Raw genomic sequence first — 18,879 nt, 5'->3', positions numbered from 1 at the left:
TCACCGACCCGGCCGCCCCGTCTTCCCCTTGGTCCGGCCCTTCTGCCGCTTCACATCCCCCGCATCCTCGTAGCTGCCGACACCTGATTTCGCCCTGACCAGCGGGCGGGGGTCGTCGGTGGCCCGCTCCGGCAAGCCTTCGGTTAGCGGGGAGAACCGCTTGGTGGACTTTGCCGCGTCGGGTTTGACGGGGAGGGCGCCGGGGACGGGTTTTTCGGTGCGGCCGACGGTCATTTCGTCGAGGTCGTTGCGGCGGAAAAGGGGGCGCTCGGTGTCGGTGCCGGGGCCCATATTGTCGAGGGAATTTTGGCGGAAGAGGGAGGTTGCGGGCTGTGGTTGGGGTTGCCCCTCATCCGCCCTTTGGGCGCTTTCTTCCGGGGTGTCGGCTCCCCGCTTGCGGGGAGAAGGGAGGGCGCCTTCGGCGCTTTCCGAGTCCTCGTCTGCGGTTGTCTCTCCTTTTCGCGCGGTTTTCGATTTGCCTGTGGCGACTTCCTGCGCCTTGGCGGCATCGCGGGCCTTGGCAGCCTTCTGGTCGGCCTTGCTTCCGCCTTCCTGAGCGCGGGCCTCCTGTCGCGCCATCGGGTCGTCCATGGTGGCGAGTTCGGTGGCCTTGAGGCGTTTGATCTCGTCGCGGAGGCGGGCGGCGGTTTCGAAGTCGAGGTCGGTGGCGGCGTTGCGCATCTGTTTTTCGAGCGCTTCGAGATGGGCGGCGAGGTTGTTGCCGACCATGTGTCCGCCGGAGGCGAAGCCTTTACCGGAGGCACCTGCGATATCGGCGCGGACGTGGTCGCGCTCGTAGACCGAGTCGAGAATGTCGGAGATCTTCGCCTTGACGGATTCCGGGGTGATGCCGTGGGCCTCGTTATAGGCCATCTGCTTTTCGCGGCGGCGGGAGGTCTCGTCCATGGCGCGCTGCATGGAGCCGGTGACCTTGTCGGCGTAGAGCACGACCTTGCCGTCGACGTTTCGGGCGGCGCGGCCGATGGTCTGGACGAGGGAGGTTTCCGAGCGGAGGAAGCCTTCCTTGTCGGCATCGAGAATGGCGACGAAGCCGCATTCGGGAATGTCGAGACCTTCGCGCAGCAGGTTGATGCCCACCAGCACGTCGAATGCGCCGAGACGCAGGTCGCGGATGATCTCGATGCGCTCCAGCGTGTCGATGTCGGAGTGCATGTAGCGCACGCGGATGCCCTGCTCGTGCAGGTATTCGGTGAGGTCTTCCGCCATGCGCTTGGTCAGCACGGTGCAGAGCGTGCGATAGCCCTTGGCGGCGGTGTCGCGGATCTCGCCCAGCACGTCGTCCACCTGGCTCTTGGCGGGGCGCACCTCGACCGGGGGATCGATGAGGCCCGTGGGGCGGATGACCTGCTCGGCGAAGACGCCGCCGGACTGGTCCATCTCCCACGCGCCCGGCGTTGCGGAGACGGCGATGGTGTTGGGGCGCATGGCGTCCCATTCCTCGAAGCGGAGCGGGCGATTGTCCATGCAGGAGGGCAGGCGGAAGCCGTATTCGGCCAGCGTCGCCTTTCGCCGGAAGTCGCCCCGGTACATGCCGCCGATCTGGCTGACGGAAACGTGGCTCTCGTCGATGAACAGGAGGGCATTGTCGGGGATGTATTCGAACAGGGTCGGTGGCGGCTCGCCCGGGCGGCGGCCGGTGAGGTAGCGGGAATAGTTCTCGATGCCGGCGCAGGAGCCGGTGGCCTCCAGCATTTCGATGTCGTAGCGCGTGCGCTGCTCCAGCCGCTGGGCTTCCAGCAGGCGGCCGGCCTTTTCGAGTTCCGCGAGGCGGAGCTTCAGCTCCTCCTTGATGGACTTGATGGCGGCGTTCAGCGTCGGGCGCGGCGTGACATAGTGGCTGTTGGCGTAGATCTTGACCGATTTCAGGTCGCCGGTCTTGTTGCCGGTCAGCGGGTCGAACTCGGTAATGGCATCGATCTCGTCGCCGAACATGGAGATGCGCCAGGCGGCATCTTCAAGGTGGGCGGGGAAGAGCTCGATCGTATCGCCGCGCACGCGAAAACTGCCGCGCTGGAAATCCATGTCGCGGCGCTTGTACTGCTGGGCGACGAGATCGGCGAGGAGCTGGCGCTGGTCAAGACGGTCGCCGACCGACATCTGGAACGCCATGGCGGTGTAGGTTTCCACCGAGCCGATACCGTAGATGCAGGAGACCGAGGCGACGATGATGACGTCGTCGCGCTCCAGCAGCGAGCGCGTGGCGGAGTGGCGCATGCGGTCGATCTGCTCGTTGATCGAGCTTTCCTTCTCGATGAAGGTATCGGAGCGCGGCACATAGGCTTCCGGCTGGTAGTAGTCGTAATAGGAGACGAAATACTCCACCGCATTGTTGGGGAAGAAGTTCTTGAACTCCGAATAGAGCTGGGCCGCCAGCGTCTTGTTGGGCGCGAGGATGACGGCGGGGCGCTGGGTGGCCTCGATCACCTTGGCCATGGTGAAGGTCTTGCCCGAGCCGGTGACGCCGAGCAGGACCTGGGAGCGCTCGCCGCTGTTGAGGCCCTCCACGAGGTCCTTGATGGCGGTGGGCTGGTCGCCGGCGGGCTGGTACTCGCTGACCATCTCGATGCTGATGCCGCCTTCGGACTTCGACGGGCGGGCGGGACGGTGCGGCGTCCACATCTTGCCGTCCTTGAAGAGCGGATTGCCGCTCTCGATCAGGCTCGCCAGCGCATCCACCGTGGCGGTGACGGCGCCGGGGGCGAGGGTGGCGGACTCCTCCAGCGAGATATCCATGCCGGAAACGGCGGGCAGGCCGGCGGCGGCGCGGGACTTCGGATCGGTGGCGGCGCCCATGGAGGTGCCGCGCGCGGACTTCGAGGCCTTCGGCGCCTTGGTGGACAGCGCGGGCTCGACCGGCTTCGCCTTGGCTTTCGCCGCGGCGATCTCGACCTGCTTGCGGTGCTTGCCGGCTTTCGAGGCGACGTCGCGGCGGCTCTCGTGCGAGGAGGCCTCGGCCTCCGCCTCGAGCTGCTTCACCCAGTCGGCGACGGAACCGGACAAGGGATTCGACAGGGGCGCGCCTTCGAACGGCGCCTGCGCTGCTTCCTCGAACCCGGATGTTTCACGCGGGGAGGCTGCTGTTTTCTTCGGAGATCTGGCCATGCCGGAAATATGGAGAGAGTCTGGGCGAAAGTGAAGGGGAGAAGAACACATCGTGTACGGGGCGGTCATCAAACGCCTCACCCTGACCTTGCGCCGGACGCGGAGACACTGCGAGACCGAAATCCATGGACCCTGCAACTTATCAGCGAAGAGATAAGGCATTAGAAACAGTTTTATGAGATTTTAGGCAATACTGATGTTTGGGGAACATTTTCATGAAACAATTTCGCATTTCCGTGCGGCTCTATGCGCTCGTCGCAATGGCGCTGCTGATCATGGCGGGGGCCATGACGTTCGCGCTGTTCGAATCCAACGAACGTCTTGTGGACGGGCGCAAGACCATGCTTTCGTCGATCGACCAGACCGCAGTGGGCATCTTCGCCTACTATCATGGCCTGGAGACGGCGGGAACGATGACGCAAGCCCAGGCGCAAGCGGCGGCGCTCGAGGCTGTCAAAGCGATGCGCTATGAAAACAGTGGCTATCTCTTCGTCATCGACATGCAGAGCCGCATGATCATGCATCCGCTGAAGCCCGAAATGAACGGCAAGGATAACAGCAATACGACGGACGCGAACGGCAAGAAGATGTTCGTCGAGTTCGTCAACGTGGTGAAGGCGAGCGGGCAGGGCTATGTCGATTACTACTGGCCGAAACCCGGCGTGGACGGGCCTGTGCTGAAATATTCGCATGTGGCCGGTTTCCAGCCCTGGGGCTGGATTGTCGGCAACGGCGTCTATGCGGACGATCTCGCGGCGATGTTCCGCAGCAGCCTGATCGAGCTGATGGAGATCCTGTTTGTCGCTGGCCTGCTCATTCTAGGCGTAGCACTGGCTGTGGTGCGCAGCGTCGTCGGCCCTGTCGAGCGGCTGAGACGCGCGATGCTGGCGATCTCGAGGGAAGACGTGTCCGCGCCTGTGCCGGAAACCGACCGTGGCGACGAAATCGGCCAGATGGCCAGCGCCCTTAGCGTCCTGCGCGACAGCGTGTCCGACCGGATCGCCATGCGCGTCCGCGAAGCGGAGCAGCAAAGCGAGATCGACAGCGAGCGTCGCGGTAACGAGGCCCGCACCCTGCGCCACGCACAGGAGCAGGCGGAGGCCATGGCCACCGTCGGCGAGGCGCTGGAAGCGCTGGCGGGCGGCGACCTGACGGCGGAGATCGACCGGATCTCGCCGGAATACGTCAAGCTGCGCGACGACTTCAACCAGGCCGTGGCCGCACTCGCCGGAGCGGTGCAGGCCATCGCGCGCTCCACCGACGTGGTGCATGAAAATGCCGGCGACATTTCGGAAGCGGCCGGCAACCTTTCGCGCCGCACCGAGCAGCAGGCGGCAGCGCTGGAGGAGACGGCGGCGGCGCTCGACCAGATCACGTCCACGGTGCGCAACGCGTCCGAGCGGGCAGGCGAGGCGCGCAGCATGGTGGCGGAGACGAAATCGAGCGCGGCGAAATCCGGCGCGATCGTGCGCAGCGCCATCGAGGCCATGAGCCGGATCGAAGGCTCCTCGGCCCGCATCGGCCAGATCATCGGCGTGATCGACGAGATCGCGTTCCAGACCAACCTGCTGGCGCTGAATGCCGGCGTGGAAGCGGCGCGCGCCGGGGAAGCCGGTCGCGGCTTCGCGGTGGTGGCGCAGGAGGTGCGCGAACTCGCCCAGCGTTCCGCACAGGCGGCCAAGGAGATCAAGGAACTGATCCGCAGCTCGACCGGCGAGGTCGAAAACGGCGTGGCCCTCGTCCGCTCGACGGGCGACGCGCTGCTGGAGATCGAAACGCTGGTCAACCGCGTCAACGACCATGTCGCTTCCATCGCCACGGCCGCGCGGGAGCAGGCGACGGGCCTTCAGGAGGTCAACGTCGCCGTCAACAGCATGGACCAGATGACGCAGCAGAACGCGGCGATGGTGGAGGAAACCACGGCGGCGAGCCAGACGCTGGCGCAGGAAAGCCGGACGCTGAAGGACCTGCTGCAGACGTTCCGCCTGAGCGGCGACGGGCAAAGGCAGATACGGCGGGCCGCCTGAAGCAGGCGAACGTCTTGTTGCATCGGGAAAGGGCGTCGCGAGAGCGGCGCCTTTTTCATGAGCGGCGGTCAGCGTTCGCCGGGGACGGGCGTGGGATGGCCATCGGCATCGAGCGCGACCATGACGAAGGTGGCGTCCGTGACCTTCTCCATCCGGTCCGACAGATAGCGCTGGGCCCAGGCCTCGACCTTCAGGGTGATCGACGTGCGGCCGACGGCGGCGATGTCGGTGTAGATGCAGAGCGTATCGCCGATCTTGACCGGCAGGGCGAACGCCATTTCGCGCACGGCGGCGGTGACGACGCGGCCACGGGCCCGCTCGGCGGCGCGGATGCCGCAGGACAGGTCCATCTGGGCCATGACCCAGCCGCCGAAGATATCGCCCGCGGCATTGGCATCGGCCGGCATGGCAAGGGTTCGCAAGGTCAGTTCACCGCTGGGGCTCGCCATGGCATTCTCCGTCTGCTTCAGCGCCTGCGCGCCGGAATCGTGGGCGCTCCGGAATGATGCACGGCCGGTGGTGCGCGTGGCATCCTGTGTAACGCCGTTGCAGGCCGGCGTCATTCCCCTGCGGGGTCTTCCTGTACGAAAATTGACCTTCAAGGCCATCATGTGGCGAATGCATCCCGGAATTGTGGCATCAAGCCCACAAATGGGGTTGGAATTAAGCCTTTTGTTAAAGGGTCTCCCGTCACAGTTGTTTAACGTTTCGCGATCTGCCGATGCGGGCTTTTCTGCGGTGGGTCGGCTTCGGCCGGCTCTGCCGCGATGATGCCGCGCAGACGGTTATCCGGATTGTTCCGATTTTCCAGGCCTCCCCGGTTTTCCAGACGTTACCGGTTTCAAACTTTCAAGGAGCACGCATGCGCCGATTTTCCCTGTCCGTCGTAGCGCGCAATGTTGCTATCACGCTGACCCTCGTCTTTCTCGGTCTCGCCGCGCTGGTTGCGGCCATGAACGTGCGGCTGAGCGGGCATGTCATGGCCAATGCCGATCTCGATGCGCGCAGCGCAAGCCGCGCCATGGCGATCCTGTATTCGGCAACGACGGCCGGCGTTGCCGTGAACCTGAAGGACGGGCAGCTTGCCAGCGTCACGGCCGAGAGCATGCCCGCGATCACGACCCACGATCTCGTGGACCGGACCGCGCAGACCATTGGCGGCGTTGCCACGATGTTTGCCAGGCAGGGCGGCGACTACGTCCGCATCTCCACCAATGTGAAGACCGAAACGGGCGCGCGCGCCGTGGGCACCAAGCTTGCCGCGACGCATCCCGCGCAGGCGGCGCTGGCCCGGGGCGAGGCCTATTTCGGCGAGGCCGTGCTGTTCGGGCGCGATTTCATGACCGGGTACGTGCCTGTGACGGCGGCCAGCGGGGCCGTCGTCGGAGCGATCTTCATCGGCATTCCCATGGAGGTCTACTTCGCCGAGATCAACGAACTGCTGGTCCTCTCGCTGCTGACGGGCGCGGGCGTGCTCGTGCTGATGGGCATCGTCGCGACGGTTGCGATCCGGCGGACGATGCGTCCGATGGCGATCCTGACCGGATCCGTCCAGGCGATTTCGCAGGGCGACCTCGACACTCATGTTCCCTATGCCGAGCGCGCAGACGAATTCGGCGATATCGCCCGGGCGCTGGCCGTTTTCCGCGAGAATGCTCTGGCACGCCGGCAGATGGAGGATGACGCCGCGACGCAGCGCCTGCTGACGGACGAGGAGCGCGCGGCGCGCGACAGCGAGCGGCGTGGCACGGAGGCCGAGATCGAGCGCGCCGTGACGGCGCTCGGCGCCGGTCTTGACCGGCTCGCCCAGGGTGACCTGACGCAGACCATCGACACGCCGTTCACCGGACGGCTGGAAAAGCTCCGGCAGGACTTCAACGGCTCGATCGCGCGGCTCGACGAGACGCTCGGCGGCATCCGCGCCAGTGTCGTGGCCATTCAGGGCAACGGCCAGCGGCTGCACGTTTCGGCCGACGATCTGTCCCGCCGCACCGAGGCGCAGGCCGCCTCGCTGGAGGAGACCGCAGCCGCCGTCGAGGAGATCACCGTGACGGTGCGGTCGTCGGCGAGCCGCGCAGCGGAGGTGAACGGCGTCGTTCGCGAGACCAAGAAGAGTGCCGACGATTCCAGCCAGGTCGTTGCCAGCGCCATCTCGGCGATGGGCCGGATCGAAACGGCATCGCGCGAGATCGAGCAGATCATCGAGGTCATCGACGATATCGCCTTCCAGACGAACTTGCTGGCGCTGAACGCCGGCATCGAGGCGGCGCGGGCCGGCGATGCGGGCAAGGGCTTTGCTGTCGTGGCGCAGGAGGTGCGTGAACTCGCCCAGCGCTCCGCCGAAGCGGCGCGGCAGATCAAGCGGCTGATCGACACCTCGACGGGCGAAGTCGGGGCGGGTTCCAGCCTCGTGAAGGACGCGGGCGCCGTGCTCGCGGCGATCAGCGCCAAGATCTCCGTGATCAGCGACCATGTGGAGGTCATCGCCACGGCCAGCAGCGACCAGTCCTCGGCGCTGGGCGAAGTGAACACCTCGGTCAACCAGATGGACCAGATGACCCAGCAGAACGCCGCGATGGTGGCCGAGACGACTGCGGCAAGCGGCGAGCTGGCAACGGAAGCCTACGCACTGATGGCGCTGGTGGAGCAGTTCCGGCTGGGATCCGATGCAGGCCGGACCGATGCAGGCCGGTATGGGGCCGGCGGCTTTTCGCGCCGGATTGCGCGGGCGGCCTGAGGGAAGATATAGCCCGGGCCGGTTTCCGGCTCAGGGCGAGGTGAGGTAATCCCCGGACGCCGGCGGGCAGGACGTGGAGCGGGGCATTCTCGCTCCCGACCTTCGGAGACGATGAAGGCACGGGGCGGTGTCCGTGCCGGAGGCCCGCGCGAACGATCGGTCGACTATGCCTGAGCGGGTATCGACGCGTGCGCAAGGGCGGGCAGGCCCAGACGGAGGCGCTGGCCGCGGGCGTAGCTGAGGGCCCAGTCGTACTGGACGAAGGACTGCAGGCGTTCGACGCCGTTCTCCACGATCACGACGTTCCACTCGTCGCGGTCGGCAACGACGCTGACCGCCATGCCGGCATCGGGAGCGGCATCAGGATTGTCGTTCGACGCGGTCGATACACGATTTTCCATGGCTGGCCCTCTCCCTCGGGCCCTTTCCTCAAAGGGCCTCTTCCACCATCATGCGCCGGTTTCCTTCGCAGAGACGCAAGAATGCGAGCGCTCTTGTCAGGTCCTGTCTGTGGTCTGCGATTCTGCCCGAGCCCCCTCGGGATGCGGACGTCCTGCGTCCAGACCGGCGATGCGCGAGCGCTCGCCGAAGCCCGATGCTAGCCGTTTTCCCGGCCGGAGTAAACGGCTGCGGGCGGTCCGATTCCGCACGAAGGTAACCTTTCATTCACCATGCCGACGTAAACTTGGACGATGGGCTGCCGGCCGCTGCGCGTGCCCGGAAATGACCGAAGAGGCCATGCATGTTTCGGCAGGGCAGATAGCCGCTCCGGTTCTTGCGGGCGGCCCGGCCCATCGAAACTCGTGCGTGCCTTGCTCCGGCCGCGTCCGGGAAACGGCTCCGTTCGAAAGGCGACAACCGGCATGGCGACGTCCTCATCTCCCGACAGATCCTTTTCCGGCCGGCCGATGCTCTCGCTCGGGCTGATGCTCGCGCTGGCGGCGTGTTCGACCGACGTTCTGGAGCCGCCCGCGCGCATGAGCGGCGTTTCGCCGGTGTCTCGGCCAGTGTCTCAAGAGCGCGTGGCGAGCTATCCCGTTCGGGAAGAGCCAATGTCAAAGGCGGGGCAGGCCGCGATGTCGCCGATCCCGGAAGAGGGTGTCGATATCGACCGCATGGTGACGGCCGCGCCGGTGGTGGGGCTGGCGGAAGAGCAGAGCCGCGACATTCATGGTGGAACTGTAGGGCAAGTGGGACAGCCGAGCGGGCAAACCATCCCGGCGGGGCCGGTTTTGGTGGACGGCATCGGGACCAACAGCGTGCATGTGCTCTCGGTTCCGGCGCGTGGCGGGGCTGCGCCAGCAGAGGCCGCATCGCCCGAGGGCGACCCGGACCTGCCGCCGCTGACGCCCGAGCGGATGGAGATGGAGGCGCGGCGCAAGGCGCAGTTTCTGGAGCAGGAACAGCGGGTGATGATCCAGCGGCGGGATAAGGCCCGCGAGGAGCAGGTGGCCTTTCTGCCGCGCGCCGGAAATCCCGTCGATTCCGTTTCCGAACCGGATTTCAGCGGGCAGATGCCGGCATCCGAGATCGCCTGCCGCAAGCGGCTGACGAAGCTCGGCGTGAGCTTTACCGACGTGCCGCGCATTTCCAACGGCCCATCCTGCGGCATCGACTATCCGATCCAGCTTTCGGGGCTTTCCGGCGACATCAAGGTCAAGCCGGCGGTGAAGCTGAACTGCGAGGTGACGGAAGCCTTCGCGCTGTGGGTGAAGAACGAACTCGCACCGTCTGCCCGCTACCGGTATCTGACCGGTATCGGCACCATCAAGCCGCTCGGCGGCTATTCCTGCCGGACGATGAACTCGCGCCGGGGTGCGGCCATGTCAGAGCATGCGCACGGCAATGCCATCGACGTGGGCAAATTCGTGCTGAAGAACGGCAAGGAAATCGACGTGCGCAAGCCCGGCTTCTTCGCTTTCCGGGAAAAGGGCCTGCTGAAGGCGGTACGGCAGGACAGCTGCAAATATTTCAATACGGTGCTCGGACCGGGCAGCGATCCGTTCCACAAGGATCATTTCCACTTCGACCTGCGCAATCGCAAATCCGGCTACCGGCATTGCACCTGAAGACGATCCTGACGTGAAAAAAACGGCCGGTCTCCCGTTTTCAGCCGGGAGCCGGCCTTCAAAAAACCGCGCGGGAGGGGACTGCCAGCCGACCGGTGCAAACCACGAGGCGAGGCGGTGAGGCCGCACCGTGTGCCAGGGGAAAATGATTGATTCCGGCGACGGATTGATGACAGGTGGAGGGGGCTTCTTCCCGCGCCGTCCAATGGTGCATCTCCCGTGCCTTCGAAAGCTTTTTCATGCCTCCGCTGATCGATCTTCTGTTCTTCGCGCTGGTGCTCGGCGTCGCGGGCGCTTTCGCCGGCATGCTGGCGGGTCTCTTCGGCATCGGCGGCGGTGCGATCCTCGTGCCGGTCTTCTTCTACACCTTCCACGCTATCGGCGTCGGCGATGCCGTGCGGATGCATCTGGCGCTGGGCACGTCGCTTGCGATCATCGTTCCCACGGCGATCCGCTCGTTTCTCGCGCACCGCAAGCGCGGGGCGGTGGATATGGCGCTGCTGAGAGGATGGATCGTGGCGGTGCCGGTGGGAACGCTGCTGGCATCGGTCATCGCGGCTTATGTCTCCGGCACGGTGCTGATGGCGGTGTTTTCGGTGATGTCGCTGCTCATGGCGCTGCGGATGTTCTTCAACCGCGACAGCTGGCGGCTTGGCACCGATTTGCCCGGAAACCCGCTGCGCTGGCTGGTGGGCATGGCGATCGGCCTTCTCTCGGGGCTGATGGGTATCGGCGGCGGCGTGCTCAACAACATCTTCATGACGGTCTACGGCCGCTCGATCCATCAGGCGGTGGCGACATCGGCCGGGCTCGGCGCGCTGATCTCGGTGCCGGGGCTCATCGGCTATGTCTGGGCGGGGTGGGGCGATGCGGGGCTGCCGGCTTTTTCGACCGGCTTCGTCAACTGGCTGGCGGTGGCGCTGGTCATTCCGGTGACGCTCGTGACCGCGCCGCTCGGCGTGCGCGCCGCCCATGCACTGAGCCGCCGGCATCTGGAAATCGGGTTCGGGGTGTTTCTGCTGTTGAACGCCATCCAGTTTTTCATCAACGCGCTGGTTTGAGACCGGCTGAGGACGTCGGGTGACTTTTGGCGCGCCGATGCCATATAAGGCATCCCGTCCCCCTCACTCCGGATGATCTTCATGGCGCCCATCGTCTCCGTTTCCAATCTCGTCAAGACCTACGGGTCCGGGTTTCAGGCGCTGAAGGGTGTCAGCCTTGACATCGCGGAGGGGGAGATTCTGGCGCTGCTCGGGCCGAACGGCGCGGGGAAGACGACGCTGATCTCCATCATCTGCGGCATCGTCAATCCGAGTTCCGGCACGGTGCTGGTGAACGGCCATGACGTGGTGAAGGACTTTCGCGCGACGCGGTCGATCATCGGGCTCGTGCCGCAGGAGCTGACGACCGACCAGTTCGAGACGGTGTGGAACACGGTGTCCTTCTCGCGCGGGCTGCACGGGAAGAAGGCCAACCCCGCCCATATCGAAAAGGTGCTGCGCGACCTGTCGCTCTGGGACAAGAAGGACAACATGCTGCGGGAGCTTTCCGGCGGCATGAAGCGGCGGGTGCTGATCGCCAAGGCGCTCTCCCACGAACCGCGCATCCTGTTTCTGGACGAGCCGACGGCGGGCGTGGACGTCAACCTTCGCAAGGACATGTGGAAGGTGGTTCAGGCGCTGCGCGAAGATGGCGTGACGATCATTCTGACGACCCACTACATCGAGGAGGCCGAGGAGATCGCCGACCGGGTGGGCGTGATCAATGGCGGCGAGATCCTGCTGATCGAGGAGAAGAGCGCGCTGATGAAGACGCTCGGCCGCAAGCAGCTGCGCATCGAGCTGGCCGAGCCAGTGACAGCCCTGCCGCCGGGGCTCGAGCCCTATCAGCTGAAGCTGGAGGACGGCGGCGGGCGGCTGATCTACGACTACGACGCCTCTGGCGGGCGCACGGGCATTACCACGCTGCTGGCGGCCGTTGCGGAATCCGGCCTGCGGATCAAGGACATCTCGACGCGACAGAGCACGCTCGAGGATATTTTCGTGGAACTGGTGGAGAAGCGGGCATGAATGTCGAAGCGGTCAAGGCGATCTACCTGTTCGAAATGGCGCGCACGCGGCGCACGCTGCTGCAAAGCGTGGTGTCGCCGGTCATTTCCACCTCGCTCTATTTCATCGTCTTCGGCGCGGCGGTGGGCTCGCGCATCCAGGAGATCGACGGCGTGTCATACGGCGCCTTCATCACCCCCGGCCTGATCATGCTGACGCTGCTGACGCAGTGCATCGGCAACGGCTCGTTCGGCATCTACTTCCCGAAATTCACCGGCACGATCTACGAGATCCTGTCCTCGCCGATCTCCATGACCGAGATCGTGCTGGGCTATGTCGGGGCGGCGGCGACCAAGGGAATGCTGGTCGGGCTGATCATCCTCGCCACGGCCTCGCTCTTCGTGGATCTGAGCATCGCGCATCCGTTCGTCATGCTGGTGTTCTTCGTGCTGACGGCGGTGACGTTCTCGCTGTTCGGCTTCCTCATCGGCATCTGGGCGAAGGACTTCGAGCAGCTGAACCTCATCCCGATGCTGGTCATTCCGCCGCTGGTCTTCCTCGGCGGCAGCTTCTATTCCGTCTCCATGCTGCCGCCCTTCTGGCAGGCGGTCAGCCACGCCAACCCGGTGCTCTACCTCATCTCCGGCTTCCGCTGGTCGTTCTTCGAGATCTCCGAAGTCAGCCCGCTGGTGAGCTTCGGCATCATCATCGGGTTTCTGGCCGTGCTGATGGGTGTGCTGGTCTGGATCTTTCGGACGGGGTATCGGTTGCGGAATTAGCGGGGTAGGCAGTCGGTCGCCCGGCGGCATAACGGTTCCCCGGGCAAAGGTCTGTTTGCAAACCATCGGTTACGTAACAAGGGCTTCAATCAGCCGGTCGTCGGAAGGAAGTTGACCGTCGAGCATCAACATCGAGAGACCATGGACGAGAGACCATGAGCGCAGGGCTGCCACCTCGACGGCGTCCCGGTCGGGCAAGGCACCCATGGATGCAGCGGCGTTTGCGCGTAACATCCGCAGCGCTTCCGCTTCTCCTGTCGCGCGGGAACGGGCCGGCGCGGAGAAGATCATGCGGAAGAGGGCCGGATTGGAAAGCGCGAAGCGCACATAGGCTCTGCCGGTCGCGGCAAAGAGCGCCTTGCTGTCCCCAATTCCCTTGGCTGCCTCGTTTTGCGTGGCAGCGAGCCGAGCCAGCCCCTCTGCTGACAGCGTGGTCATCAAGGCTGCCTTGTCCGGGAAATGCCGGTACACCGAGGTCGCGGTAACCCCGACCTCGCGCGCCATCTCACGCAGCGAAACGCCCTCGACATCGCGTTCCGCGAGCAGACGTAATCCGACCTCGATCAGGGCCGCGCGAAGATCGCCGTGATGATAACGCTTTTCGATGTTGACACCGTTACCTTCCACTCTATGCTTACACTGTAAACATTGGAGACAGGCATGGCCAGACGTTTTTTGGGTATTCTTGCCGATATCTGCATCAATTTCGCGGTGCCCCTTCTGATATATGACCGTGTTTCACCCCAGGCCGGCGATGTCGCCGCATTGGTGGCATCGTCAGTTCCGCCTTTGCTGTGGTCTATCGCTCAGCTTGTCTACCGCCGAAGGATCGACGCGCTTTCGATGCTGGTCCTTGCCGGTATTGCACTCTCGCTGCTCGCTCTTCTTGGCGGCGGCTCGGCGCGCTTTCTTCTCCTGCGGGAAAATCTCGTATCGGCCGTAATCGGGCTGGCATTTCTCGGCTCTGCCGTGATCGGGCGGCCGCTGATCTACCAGCTCGCCCACGCTCGGCTCGTCCGCTCGTCGCCCGATAAGGTCTCCGCTTTCGAGGCGCGGCGCGACACGCCACGCTTCCGGCGCGTGATGACGGTCATGACGGTCGTGTGGGGTTGCAGTCTGCTCTCCGCCGCGGCTGCGGCCTCAGCGCTCGTGTTCGCCCTCAATATCCATGACTACATGATTGTCAGCCCGTTCATCACCTATGGTTGCATGGCCGTCCTTGGCCTCTGGACCGTCTGGTATCGACGCCTCGTGCGGCGCAGCGAGAGCGGCGTTTGAAGCCTGTAACCGCAAACCGCAGCCAGCGATTGCCGGCTCGCCACGTTCACTAATCCCTCAGCCGCAGCTCGTCCGTCTTCATCTGCATCATGTCGAGCGTGGAGAGGAAGCTCATGCCCAGCAGGCTCTGGTCGAGCTTGCCGTCTTCGGCGACGGTGGCGCGGACGTCATTGCGGACGATGGGGCCGATGGCGACTTCGGAAAGGGTGACGGGGGCGCCTCGGGCTTCGCCGTTGGCGGTCATCAGGCGCTGGGTGTAGGCGAGGCTGTCGGGCTCCAGACCGAGGCTTTTCGCGTCGGCATAGGAGAGGGCGATGGTGCTGGCGCCGGTATCCACGAGCATCTGGACGCTCGCGCCGTTGATGGCGACGTTTGCCTCGAAATGGCCGTTCATGACCTTGTGCAGGACCACTTCCTGATAGCCTTCATTGTCGGTGAAGACGGCGGCGCGGCCGGGCATGAGGCCGCCGGAGAGGCGCGCCCAGTAGGATTCCAGTTCGCCACGGTAGAGATAGGCGGTGACGACGGCGAGGAAGATCAGCACCCACAGGGCGAACTGCCGGACGCTTTCGCTCAAATTCCGGCTGCGCCAGATGCCGGCCGCAAAGACCGTGAGAAGCGCCGTCATGCCGACGAGGCTCGCGAAGCTGTCATTGCCGAGGCCCAGCGTGCGGCCGCTATCGTGATTGAAAAGCAGAAGGACGAGCCCCAGGCCGAGAATGCCGAGCGCAACGGTCAGCCTGTTCATCGTTTCGTGCGCTCCCGGGCGATACGGTCGACGCGGGCGCTCCGCGTTTCCAGACGTGACGAGGCATCCAGTGAACGCATGCGCGTGTGCAGGCCGGTCATGATGTGCCGGCGTTCGCGGTCGCTGAAGAGCGTCCATGTCGCGATCTCGTCGCCCGTGCGCCCGCAGCCGCGACAGTAGCCGGTGGCGGCATCGATGGAGCAGACGGAGGTACAGGGTGTTTCCATAAAAGATCCGCGTGGGAATGATGTGTCTATATCGGTGCCTCAGGCGAAGATCGCAAGGGCGACGAGAAGGGCCGTTTCCGCCAGTTGTTGTGTGGCTCCGATTGTGTCGCCCGTATGACCCGAAATCCTCTCGCGGACATATCGTGTCCAGAGCGGAACCGTGGCGGCAAAGGCGGCGAAGGCGATGAGGGCAGCCACGAGCGTGACGCCTGCCGCCAGCAGGAGAAGCGCGGCGAGCACCACGCCGGTGGCGAGCGCCACGGTGACGGCAACGGGCTGTGGCTGGCCGGCGCCGGCGGCAACGCCCGTTTCCCGCGCCGGGGCGAGTTGCGACCAGTGCCAGACCATGCCCGCCCGGCTAAGCGCGGCGATGGCCAGGAGCGCCAGCGCGCAGCCGGCGGTCGAGAGATGATCTGCGAGATCCGCAATGGCGACGGCTCTCAGCGCAAGCGTGAGGACCAGCGCGATGACGCCATAGGTGCCGACGCGGCTGTCCTTCATGATGTCGAGCGCATGACCGCGCGTGCGCCCGCCGCCGAGCCCGTCGGCTGCGTCCGCAAGACCATCCTCGTGGAGCGCACCGGTAACGAGCGTCTGCACGCCGAGCGCGAGGAGGGCGGCAAGCAGCGGATCGGCATCGAGGGCGAGGGACAGCGCGAAGACGAGGCTTGCGGGCAGGGTGATGAGCAGCCCGGCCACGGGAAAGGCACGAACGGTGCGGCCCATGCGACCGTCGTCGCCTTCGAAGAAGCGCGCGGGTACGCGCAGGCGGCTGAGAAAGGCGACGGCGCGCATCGTGTCGGTGAGGAAGGCGGCGACAGGGTTCATGACGTGGTTTGCTCCCCCGGTTCCGGGTCTCGCTGTTCCGTTCGGTAGCGGCGATCCGGCATAAGCCGTTGCCGGGGATCGTCATGCGCTCTAAGAGGGCGCGAGACAAGATGACGTGTCGCCGCTTCGCCCGGGTATGAGCCGGGCAGCCCGAGCGGCCAGCGAAAGGATATCCCAGATGAGTGCCAGCGGTCTTCCGTTCGATGATTTTCGCGAGCTGCTTCGCCAGTTGCCAGGTCCTGATTCGGCGGCGCTTGCGGCGGCGCGCGCGCGGGATGCGCAACTGACGAAGCCGGCGGGCGCGCTCGGCCGGCTGGAGGAAATCGCCTTCTGGCTGGCGGCGTGGCAGGGCCGCGCACCGGCCGTGACGCGGCCGCTGGTCGCGATCTTCGCCGGCAATCACGGCGTCGCCCAGCAGGGTATCACGCCTTACCCACCGTCCGTGACGGCGCAGATGGTGGAAAACTTTGCGGCGGGCGGCGCCGCCATCAACCAGATCTGCGTGACCAACGATCTCGGGCTGAAGGTGTTCGACCTCGCGCTCGACTACCCCACCGGCGATATCACGCAGGAGGCCGCGCTGACGGAACGCGACTGCGCCGCCACCATGGCCTTCGGCATGGAGGCGGTCGCGGGCGGCACGGACCTGCTCTGCATCGGCGAGATGGGTATCGGCAACACGACCATCGCCGCCGCCATCAACCTTGCGCTCTACGGCGGTTCGGCGCGTGACTGGGTGGGGCCGGGCACGGGCTCTCACGGAGATCTGCTGGAGCGCAAGATCGCGGCGGTGGAAGCGGCGATGACGCTGCATGGCGACCATCTGTCCGATCCGCTGGAGGTGCTGCGGCGTCTCGGCGGGCGCGAAGTGGCGGCCATGGCCGGCGCGATCCTTGCGGCCCGCATGCAGAAGATCCCCGTGATCATCGACGGCTACGTCGCCACGGCCGCAGGCGCGATCCTCAGGGCGATCAATCCCGCCGCTCTCGACCACTGCCTGATCGGCCACGTCTCCGGCGAACCGGGCCACATGGCGGCCATCGAGCAACTGGGCAAGACACCGCTGCTGGCACTCGGCATGCGGCTTGGCGAGGGCACGGGCGCGGCCCTTGCCGCCGGCATCGTAAAGGCGGCTGCGGCGTGCCATTCGGGCATGGCGACGTTCGAGCAGGCGGGTGTGAGCGGGCGGATGGAGTGATTTGACGGGCGAGGGCGTTTTCGATGCCTTCTTCGGCCTGCGGCTGAACGCCTCGGTTGTGGCTGCCCCTCACCCTAGCCCTCTCCCCGCATGCGGGGAGAGGGGACTTGCCCTGCGTGATGTTTTCAGATGAGGCGGAAGCGGTGCCTCGTGTTCCTTCGCCCCGCGTGCGGGGAGAAGGTGGCGGCAGCCGGATGAGGGGCTGTTATAGGGCTTTGCGGGTTGGATTTTGAAGAATAAGCCTCTCGGGGCTGCAGGCCAGAGAGGGTTTTTCCTTGACTTACCGCGTCCCGTCGAGCGCGCGCTCGATGGCCTTGGCGTCCTGCCAGAGGGCTTCCATTCGTTCCAGTGTTGCCGCCTCCAGACTTTCGCCTGATGCTTGAAGTTCCGTCTCTATGTGGCGGAAGCGGCGTCGGAATTTGGTGTTGGTGCCGCGCAGCGCCATTTCGGGGTCGGTGCCGGTGTGGCGGCCGATATTGACGATGGCGAAGACGAGGTCGCCGAGTTCGTCGGTGACTTTCGCAGCATCGCCGCTGCGGAGCGCTTCGCGCAGCTCCGCGATTTCCTCCTCGATCTTGTCGAGGATTGGCTCGGGTTCCGACCAGTCGAAGCCGACCTTGGCGGCGCGCTGCTGGAGCTTCAGGGCCTCGCTCAGGGCTGGCTGGTGGCGCTGGACGCCGTCGAGGAAGCCGGTCGCGTCGTCGGTGAGACCGCGGCGGAGGCGGCGGTCCCGGCGTTCGGCTTTTTCGGCCTGCTTGATCGCGTCCCACTGAACCTTGACCGCATCCGGCGTGTCGGCATCCGAGCGGGCGAAGACGTGGGGGTGGCGGCGGATCATTTTCCGGGTGACGGCTTCGACGACATTGCCGAAGTCGAAGGAGCCGGCCTCCTGCGCCATCTGCGCGTGGAAGACCACTTGCAGCAGGAGATCGCCGAGTTCCTCGCAGAGGTCGTCCATATCGTCCCGCTCGATCGCGTCGGCGACCTCGTAGGCCTCTTCGATCGTATAGGGCTTGATGGTCTCGAAGGTCTGGAAGATGTCCCACGGGCAGCCGGTCTCGGGCGCGCGCAGGGCGGACATGATGTCGAGGAGCTGCTGAATGTCGCGTGAGGGCTGCATCGCGTCGGTCATGGGGCGGATTTCTGCATCAGGGGAAGCGTTGTCAGGCAAGGGGAATGGCGTTTCCGGACTTGCCGGACTGATAGGCGTCGGACAATTCCTGATAGCGGCGGCGGATGCGGGCGTCCTGCGACTTGAGGCTCTCGCGGTCGGGCTCGTCGCTGGTGGCGATGAGATCGGCGATGGCGGCCGAGCGCCAGAAGACGTTCTGGCGGGCGTAGCCGCCGGGCTCAAGGCGAAAGACCTCCTTGAGGATGACGAGGTCGTGCGGAATGGCGAAGCTGTCGCGGCTGTCTTCATGGCTGAAGAAATAATAGAAATTATCGAAGCCGGCCCAGGTGATGGCCGAGAGGCACATGGAGCAGGGCTCGTGGGTCGACAGGAAGATGAGGTCTTTCGTGTCGTGGCCGACCTGACGCTCGTAGAAGCGCTTCAGCGTGTGGACTTCGCCGTGCCAGAGTGGGTTCTCCGTCTCGTTGTTGGTCTCGGCGACGACGAGGGAGAAATCCGACTTGCGCAGGATGGCGGCGCCGAAGACCTTGTTGCCGGCCGCAACGCCCTTTTGCGTCAGTGGCAGGATGTCGTTTTCAATGACGGAGAGAAGGCGGGCGGCAAGCGGATCGGTGGACATCGGGCGCTGTTCCCTGTGAGCTGCGGGGTGGTCGGCGGGCTCATCTAACGGGCATTGCGTGGCCTG

The 18,879-nt window shown here is 65.3% G+C and carries 17 protein-coding genes; 8 read left to right on the top strand and 9 right to left on the bottom strand.

All coding sequences use genetic code 11. The annotated features are described in order from the left end of the window. Complete coding sequence (uvrB, locus tag BSG19_RS01145; RefSeq protein WP_092984071.1) at nucleotides 1–3,123, bottom strand: excinuclease ABC subunit UvrB; 3,123 nt, start codon at nucleotides 3,121–3,123, stop codon at nucleotides 1–3. A gap of 215 nt (nucleotides 3,124–3,338) precedes the next feature. Here uvrB and BSG19_RS01140 point away from each other — a divergent pair, with 215 nt between their 5' ends. Further along, nucleotides 3,339–5,150 (top strand): methyl-accepting chemotaxis protein, encoded by a 1,812-nt coding sequence (locus BSG19_RS01140; RefSeq protein WP_092984069.1) that lies wholly within the window; start codon nucleotides 3,339–3,341, stop codon nucleotides 5,148–5,150. Nucleotides 5,151–5,218: 68 nt separating this feature from the next. Here BSG19_RS01140 and BSG19_RS01135 read toward each other — a convergent pair whose 3' ends face one another. Beyond that, complete coding sequence (locus BSG19_RS01135) at nucleotides 5,219–5,599, bottom strand: acyl-CoA thioesterase (protein WP_092985463.1); 381 nt, start codon at nucleotides 5,597–5,599, stop codon at nucleotides 5,219–5,221. Between the two features lie 413 nt (nucleotides 5,600–6,012). Between BSG19_RS01135 and BSG19_RS01130 the strand changes: the two genes are divergently transcribed. Then, the gene (locus BSG19_RS01130; RefSeq protein ID WP_092985461.1) at nucleotides 6,013–7,887 is read left to right on the top strand and encodes a methyl-accepting chemotaxis protein; all 1,875 of its coding nucleotides are present in this window, start codon (nucleotides 6,013–6,015) and stop codon (nucleotides 7,885–7,887) included. Nucleotides 7,888–8,051: 164 nt separating this feature from the next. Here BSG19_RS01130 and BSG19_RS01125 read toward each other — a convergent pair whose 3' ends face one another. After that, complete coding sequence (locus BSG19_RS01125; RefSeq protein WP_092984067.1) at nucleotides 8,052–8,288, bottom strand: hypothetical protein; 237 nt, start codon at nucleotides 8,286–8,288, stop codon at nucleotides 8,052–8,054. A gap of 462 nt (nucleotides 8,289–8,750) precedes the next feature. Here BSG19_RS01125 and BSG19_RS01120 point away from each other — a divergent pair, with 462 nt between their 5' ends. From BSG19_RS01120 to BSG19_RS01105, 4 genes are all read left to right on the top strand, one after another. Continuing rightward, nucleotides 8,751–9,956 carry an extensin-like domain-containing protein gene (locus tag BSG19_RS01120; protein ID WP_092984065.1) on the top strand — a complete coding sequence of 402 codons (1,206 nt, stop codon included), beginning with the start codon at nucleotides 8,751–8,753 and terminating at the stop codon, nucleotides 9,954–9,956. A 239-nt stretch (nucleotides 9,957–10,195) separates the two neighbouring features. Beyond that, nucleotides 10,196–11,017, top strand: coding sequence for a sulfite exporter TauE/SafE family protein (locus BSG19_RS01115; protein WP_092984063.1), 822 nt, complete (start codon nucleotides 10,196–10,198; stop codon nucleotides 11,015–11,017). 81 nt (nucleotides 11,018–11,098) lie between these two features. Further along, the gene (locus BSG19_RS01110; protein WP_092985459.1) at nucleotides 11,099–12,025 is read left to right on the top strand and encodes an ABC transporter ATP-binding protein; all 927 of its coding nucleotides are present in this window, start codon (nucleotides 11,099–11,101) and stop codon (nucleotides 12,023–12,025) included. After that, the gene (locus BSG19_RS01105; protein WP_092984061.1) at nucleotides 12,022–12,783 is read left to right on the top strand and encodes an ABC transporter permease; all 762 of its coding nucleotides are present in this window, start codon (nucleotides 12,022–12,024) and stop codon (nucleotides 12,781–12,783) included. The genes BSG19_RS01110 and BSG19_RS01105 overlap by 4 nt, the downstream gene beginning before the upstream one ends. A gap of 69 nt (nucleotides 12,784–12,852) precedes the next feature. Here BSG19_RS01105 and BSG19_RS01100 read toward each other — a convergent pair whose 3' ends face one another. Beyond that, nucleotides 12,853–13,410 carry a TetR/AcrR family transcriptional regulator gene (locus tag BSG19_RS01100; protein WP_210185375.1) on the bottom strand — a complete coding sequence of 186 codons (558 nt, stop codon included), beginning with the start codon at nucleotides 13,408–13,410 and terminating at the stop codon, nucleotides 12,853–12,855. A 33-nt stretch (nucleotides 13,411–13,443) separates the two neighbouring features. Between BSG19_RS01100 and BSG19_RS01095 the strand changes: the two genes are divergently transcribed. Continuing rightward, nucleotides 13,444–14,061 (top strand): VC0807 family protein, encoded by a 618-nt coding sequence (locus BSG19_RS01095; protein WP_092984059.1) that lies wholly within the window; start codon nucleotides 13,444–13,446, stop codon nucleotides 14,059–14,061. 49 nt (nucleotides 14,062–14,110) lie between these two features. On the opposite strand, the gene BSG19_RS01090 is transcribed toward BSG19_RS01095, so the two are convergent. From BSG19_RS01090 to BSG19_RS01080, 3 genes are read right to left on the bottom strand one after another with little or no spacing between them, the layout of a single operon-like run. Next, nucleotides 14,111–14,809 (bottom strand): retropepsin-like aspartic protease family protein, encoded by a 699-nt coding sequence (locus BSG19_RS01090; RefSeq protein ID WP_092934093.1) that lies wholly within the window; start codon nucleotides 14,807–14,809, stop codon nucleotides 14,111–14,113. Continuing rightward, on the bottom strand, nucleotides 14,806–15,036 hold the full coding sequence (locus BSG19_RS01085) for a DUF1289 domain-containing protein (protein WP_092984057.1): 231 nt from the start codon (nucleotides 15,034–15,036) through the stop codon (nucleotides 14,806–14,808). The genes BSG19_RS01090 and BSG19_RS01085 overlap by 4 nt, the downstream gene beginning before the upstream one ends. 39 nt (nucleotides 15,037–15,075) lie before the next feature. Continuing rightward, nucleotides 15,076–15,864: an adenosylcobinamide-GDP ribazoletransferase gene (locus BSG19_RS01080; RefSeq protein ID WP_092984055.1), complete on the bottom strand. Its 789-nt coding sequence runs from the start codon at nucleotides 15,862–15,864 to the stop codon at nucleotides 15,076–15,078. A 178-nt stretch (nucleotides 15,865–16,042) separates the two neighbouring features. Between BSG19_RS01080 and cobT the strand changes: the two genes are divergently transcribed. After that, nucleotides 16,043–17,062: a nicotinate-nucleotide--dimethylbenzimidazole phosphoribosyltransferase gene (gene cobT / locus BSG19_RS01075; protein ID WP_092984053.1), complete on the top strand. Its 1,020-nt coding sequence runs from the start codon at nucleotides 16,043–16,045 to the stop codon at nucleotides 17,060–17,062. 280 nt (nucleotides 17,063–17,342) lie between these two features. On the opposite strand, the gene mazG is transcribed toward cobT, so the two are convergent. Next, on the bottom strand, nucleotides 17,343–18,182 hold the full coding sequence (gene mazG / locus BSG19_RS01070) for a nucleoside triphosphate pyrophosphohydrolase (protein WP_092985457.1): 840 nt from the start codon (nucleotides 18,180–18,182) through the stop codon (nucleotides 17,343–17,345). A gap of 43 nt (nucleotides 18,183–18,225) precedes the next feature. Continuing rightward, nucleotides 18,226–18,813, bottom strand: a complete 588-nt coding sequence (locus BSG19_RS01065) for a deaminase (protein ID WP_092984051.1) — start codon at nucleotides 18,811–18,813, stop codon at nucleotides 18,226–18,228. Nucleotides 18,814–18,879: the final 66 nt, after the last annotated feature.

The sequence above is a fragment of the Rhizobium sp. NFR03 genome (assembly GCF_900111275.1).
Classification (GTDB): Bacteria; Pseudomonadota; Alphaproteobacteria; order Rhizobiales; family Rhizobiaceae; genus Ferranicluibacter.
Note: the sequence above shows the minus strand (reverse complement) of the source record. Positions and strands in the feature narration are given on the sequence as shown.

What these genes read in the sequence shown, in the direction of transcription:
- mazG (WP_092985457.1), bottom strand. Translation starts at nt 18,182, where the DNA reads ATGCAGCCCTCACGCGACATTCAGCAGCTCCTCGACATCATGTCCGCC.
- BSG19_RS01105 (WP_092984061.1), top strand. Translation starts at nt 12,022, where the DNA reads ATGAATGTCGAAGCGGTCAAGGCGATCTACCTGTTCGAAATGGCGCGC.
- BSG19_RS01130 (WP_092985461.1), top strand. Translation starts at nt 6,013, where the DNA reads ATGCGCCGATTTTCCCTGTCCGTCGTAGCGCGCAATGTTGCTATCACG.
- BSG19_RS01135 (WP_092985463.1), bottom strand. Translation starts at nt 5,599, where the DNA reads ATGGCGAGCCCCAGCGGTGAACTGACCTTGCGAACCCTTGCCATGCCG.
- uvrB (WP_092984071.1), bottom strand. Translation starts at nt 3,123, where the DNA reads ATGGCCAGATCTCCGAAGAAAACAGCAGCCTCCCCGCGTGAAACATCC.
- BSG19_RS01080 (WP_092984055.1), bottom strand. Translation starts at nt 15,864, where the DNA reads ATGAACCCTGTCGCCGCCTTCCTCACCGACACGATGCGCGCCGTCGCC.
- BSG19_RS01110 (WP_092985459.1), top strand. Translation starts at nt 11,099, where the DNA reads ATGGCGCCCATCGTCTCCGTTTCCAATCTCGTCAAGACCTACGGGTCC.
- BSG19_RS01095 (WP_092984059.1), top strand. Translation starts at nt 13,444, where the DNA reads ATGGCCAGACGTTTTTTGGGTATTCTTGCCGATATCTGCATCAATTTC.
- BSG19_RS01085 (WP_092984057.1), bottom strand. Translation starts at nt 15,036, where the DNA reads ATGGAAACACCCTGTACCTCCGTCTGCTCCATCGATGCCGCCACCGGC.
- BSG19_RS01090 (WP_092934093.1), bottom strand. Translation starts at nt 14,809, where the DNA reads ATGAACAGGCTGACCGTTGCGCTCGGCATTCTCGGCCTGGGGCTCGTC.
- BSG19_RS01065 (WP_092984051.1), bottom strand. Translation starts at nt 18,813, where the DNA reads ATGTCCACCGATCCGCTTGCCGCCCGCCTTCTCTCCGTCATTGAAAAC.
- BSG19_RS01125 (WP_092984067.1), bottom strand. Translation starts at nt 8,288, where the DNA reads ATGGAAAATCGTGTATCGACCGCGTCGAACGACAATCCTGATGCCGCT.
- BSG19_RS01120 (WP_092984065.1), top strand. Translation starts at nt 8,751, where the DNA reads ATGGCGACGTCCTCATCTCCCGACAGATCCTTTTCCGGCCGGCCGATG.
- BSG19_RS01140 (WP_092984069.1), top strand. Translation starts at nt 3,339, where the DNA reads ATGAAACAATTTCGCATTTCCGTGCGGCTCTATGCGCTCGTCGCAATG.
- cobT (WP_092984053.1), top strand. Translation starts at nt 16,043, where the DNA reads ATGAGTGCCAGCGGTCTTCCGTTCGATGATTTTCGCGAGCTGCTTCGC.
- BSG19_RS01115 (WP_092984063.1), top strand. Translation starts at nt 10,196, where the DNA reads ATGCCTCCGCTGATCGATCTTCTGTTCTTCGCGCTGGTGCTCGGCGTC.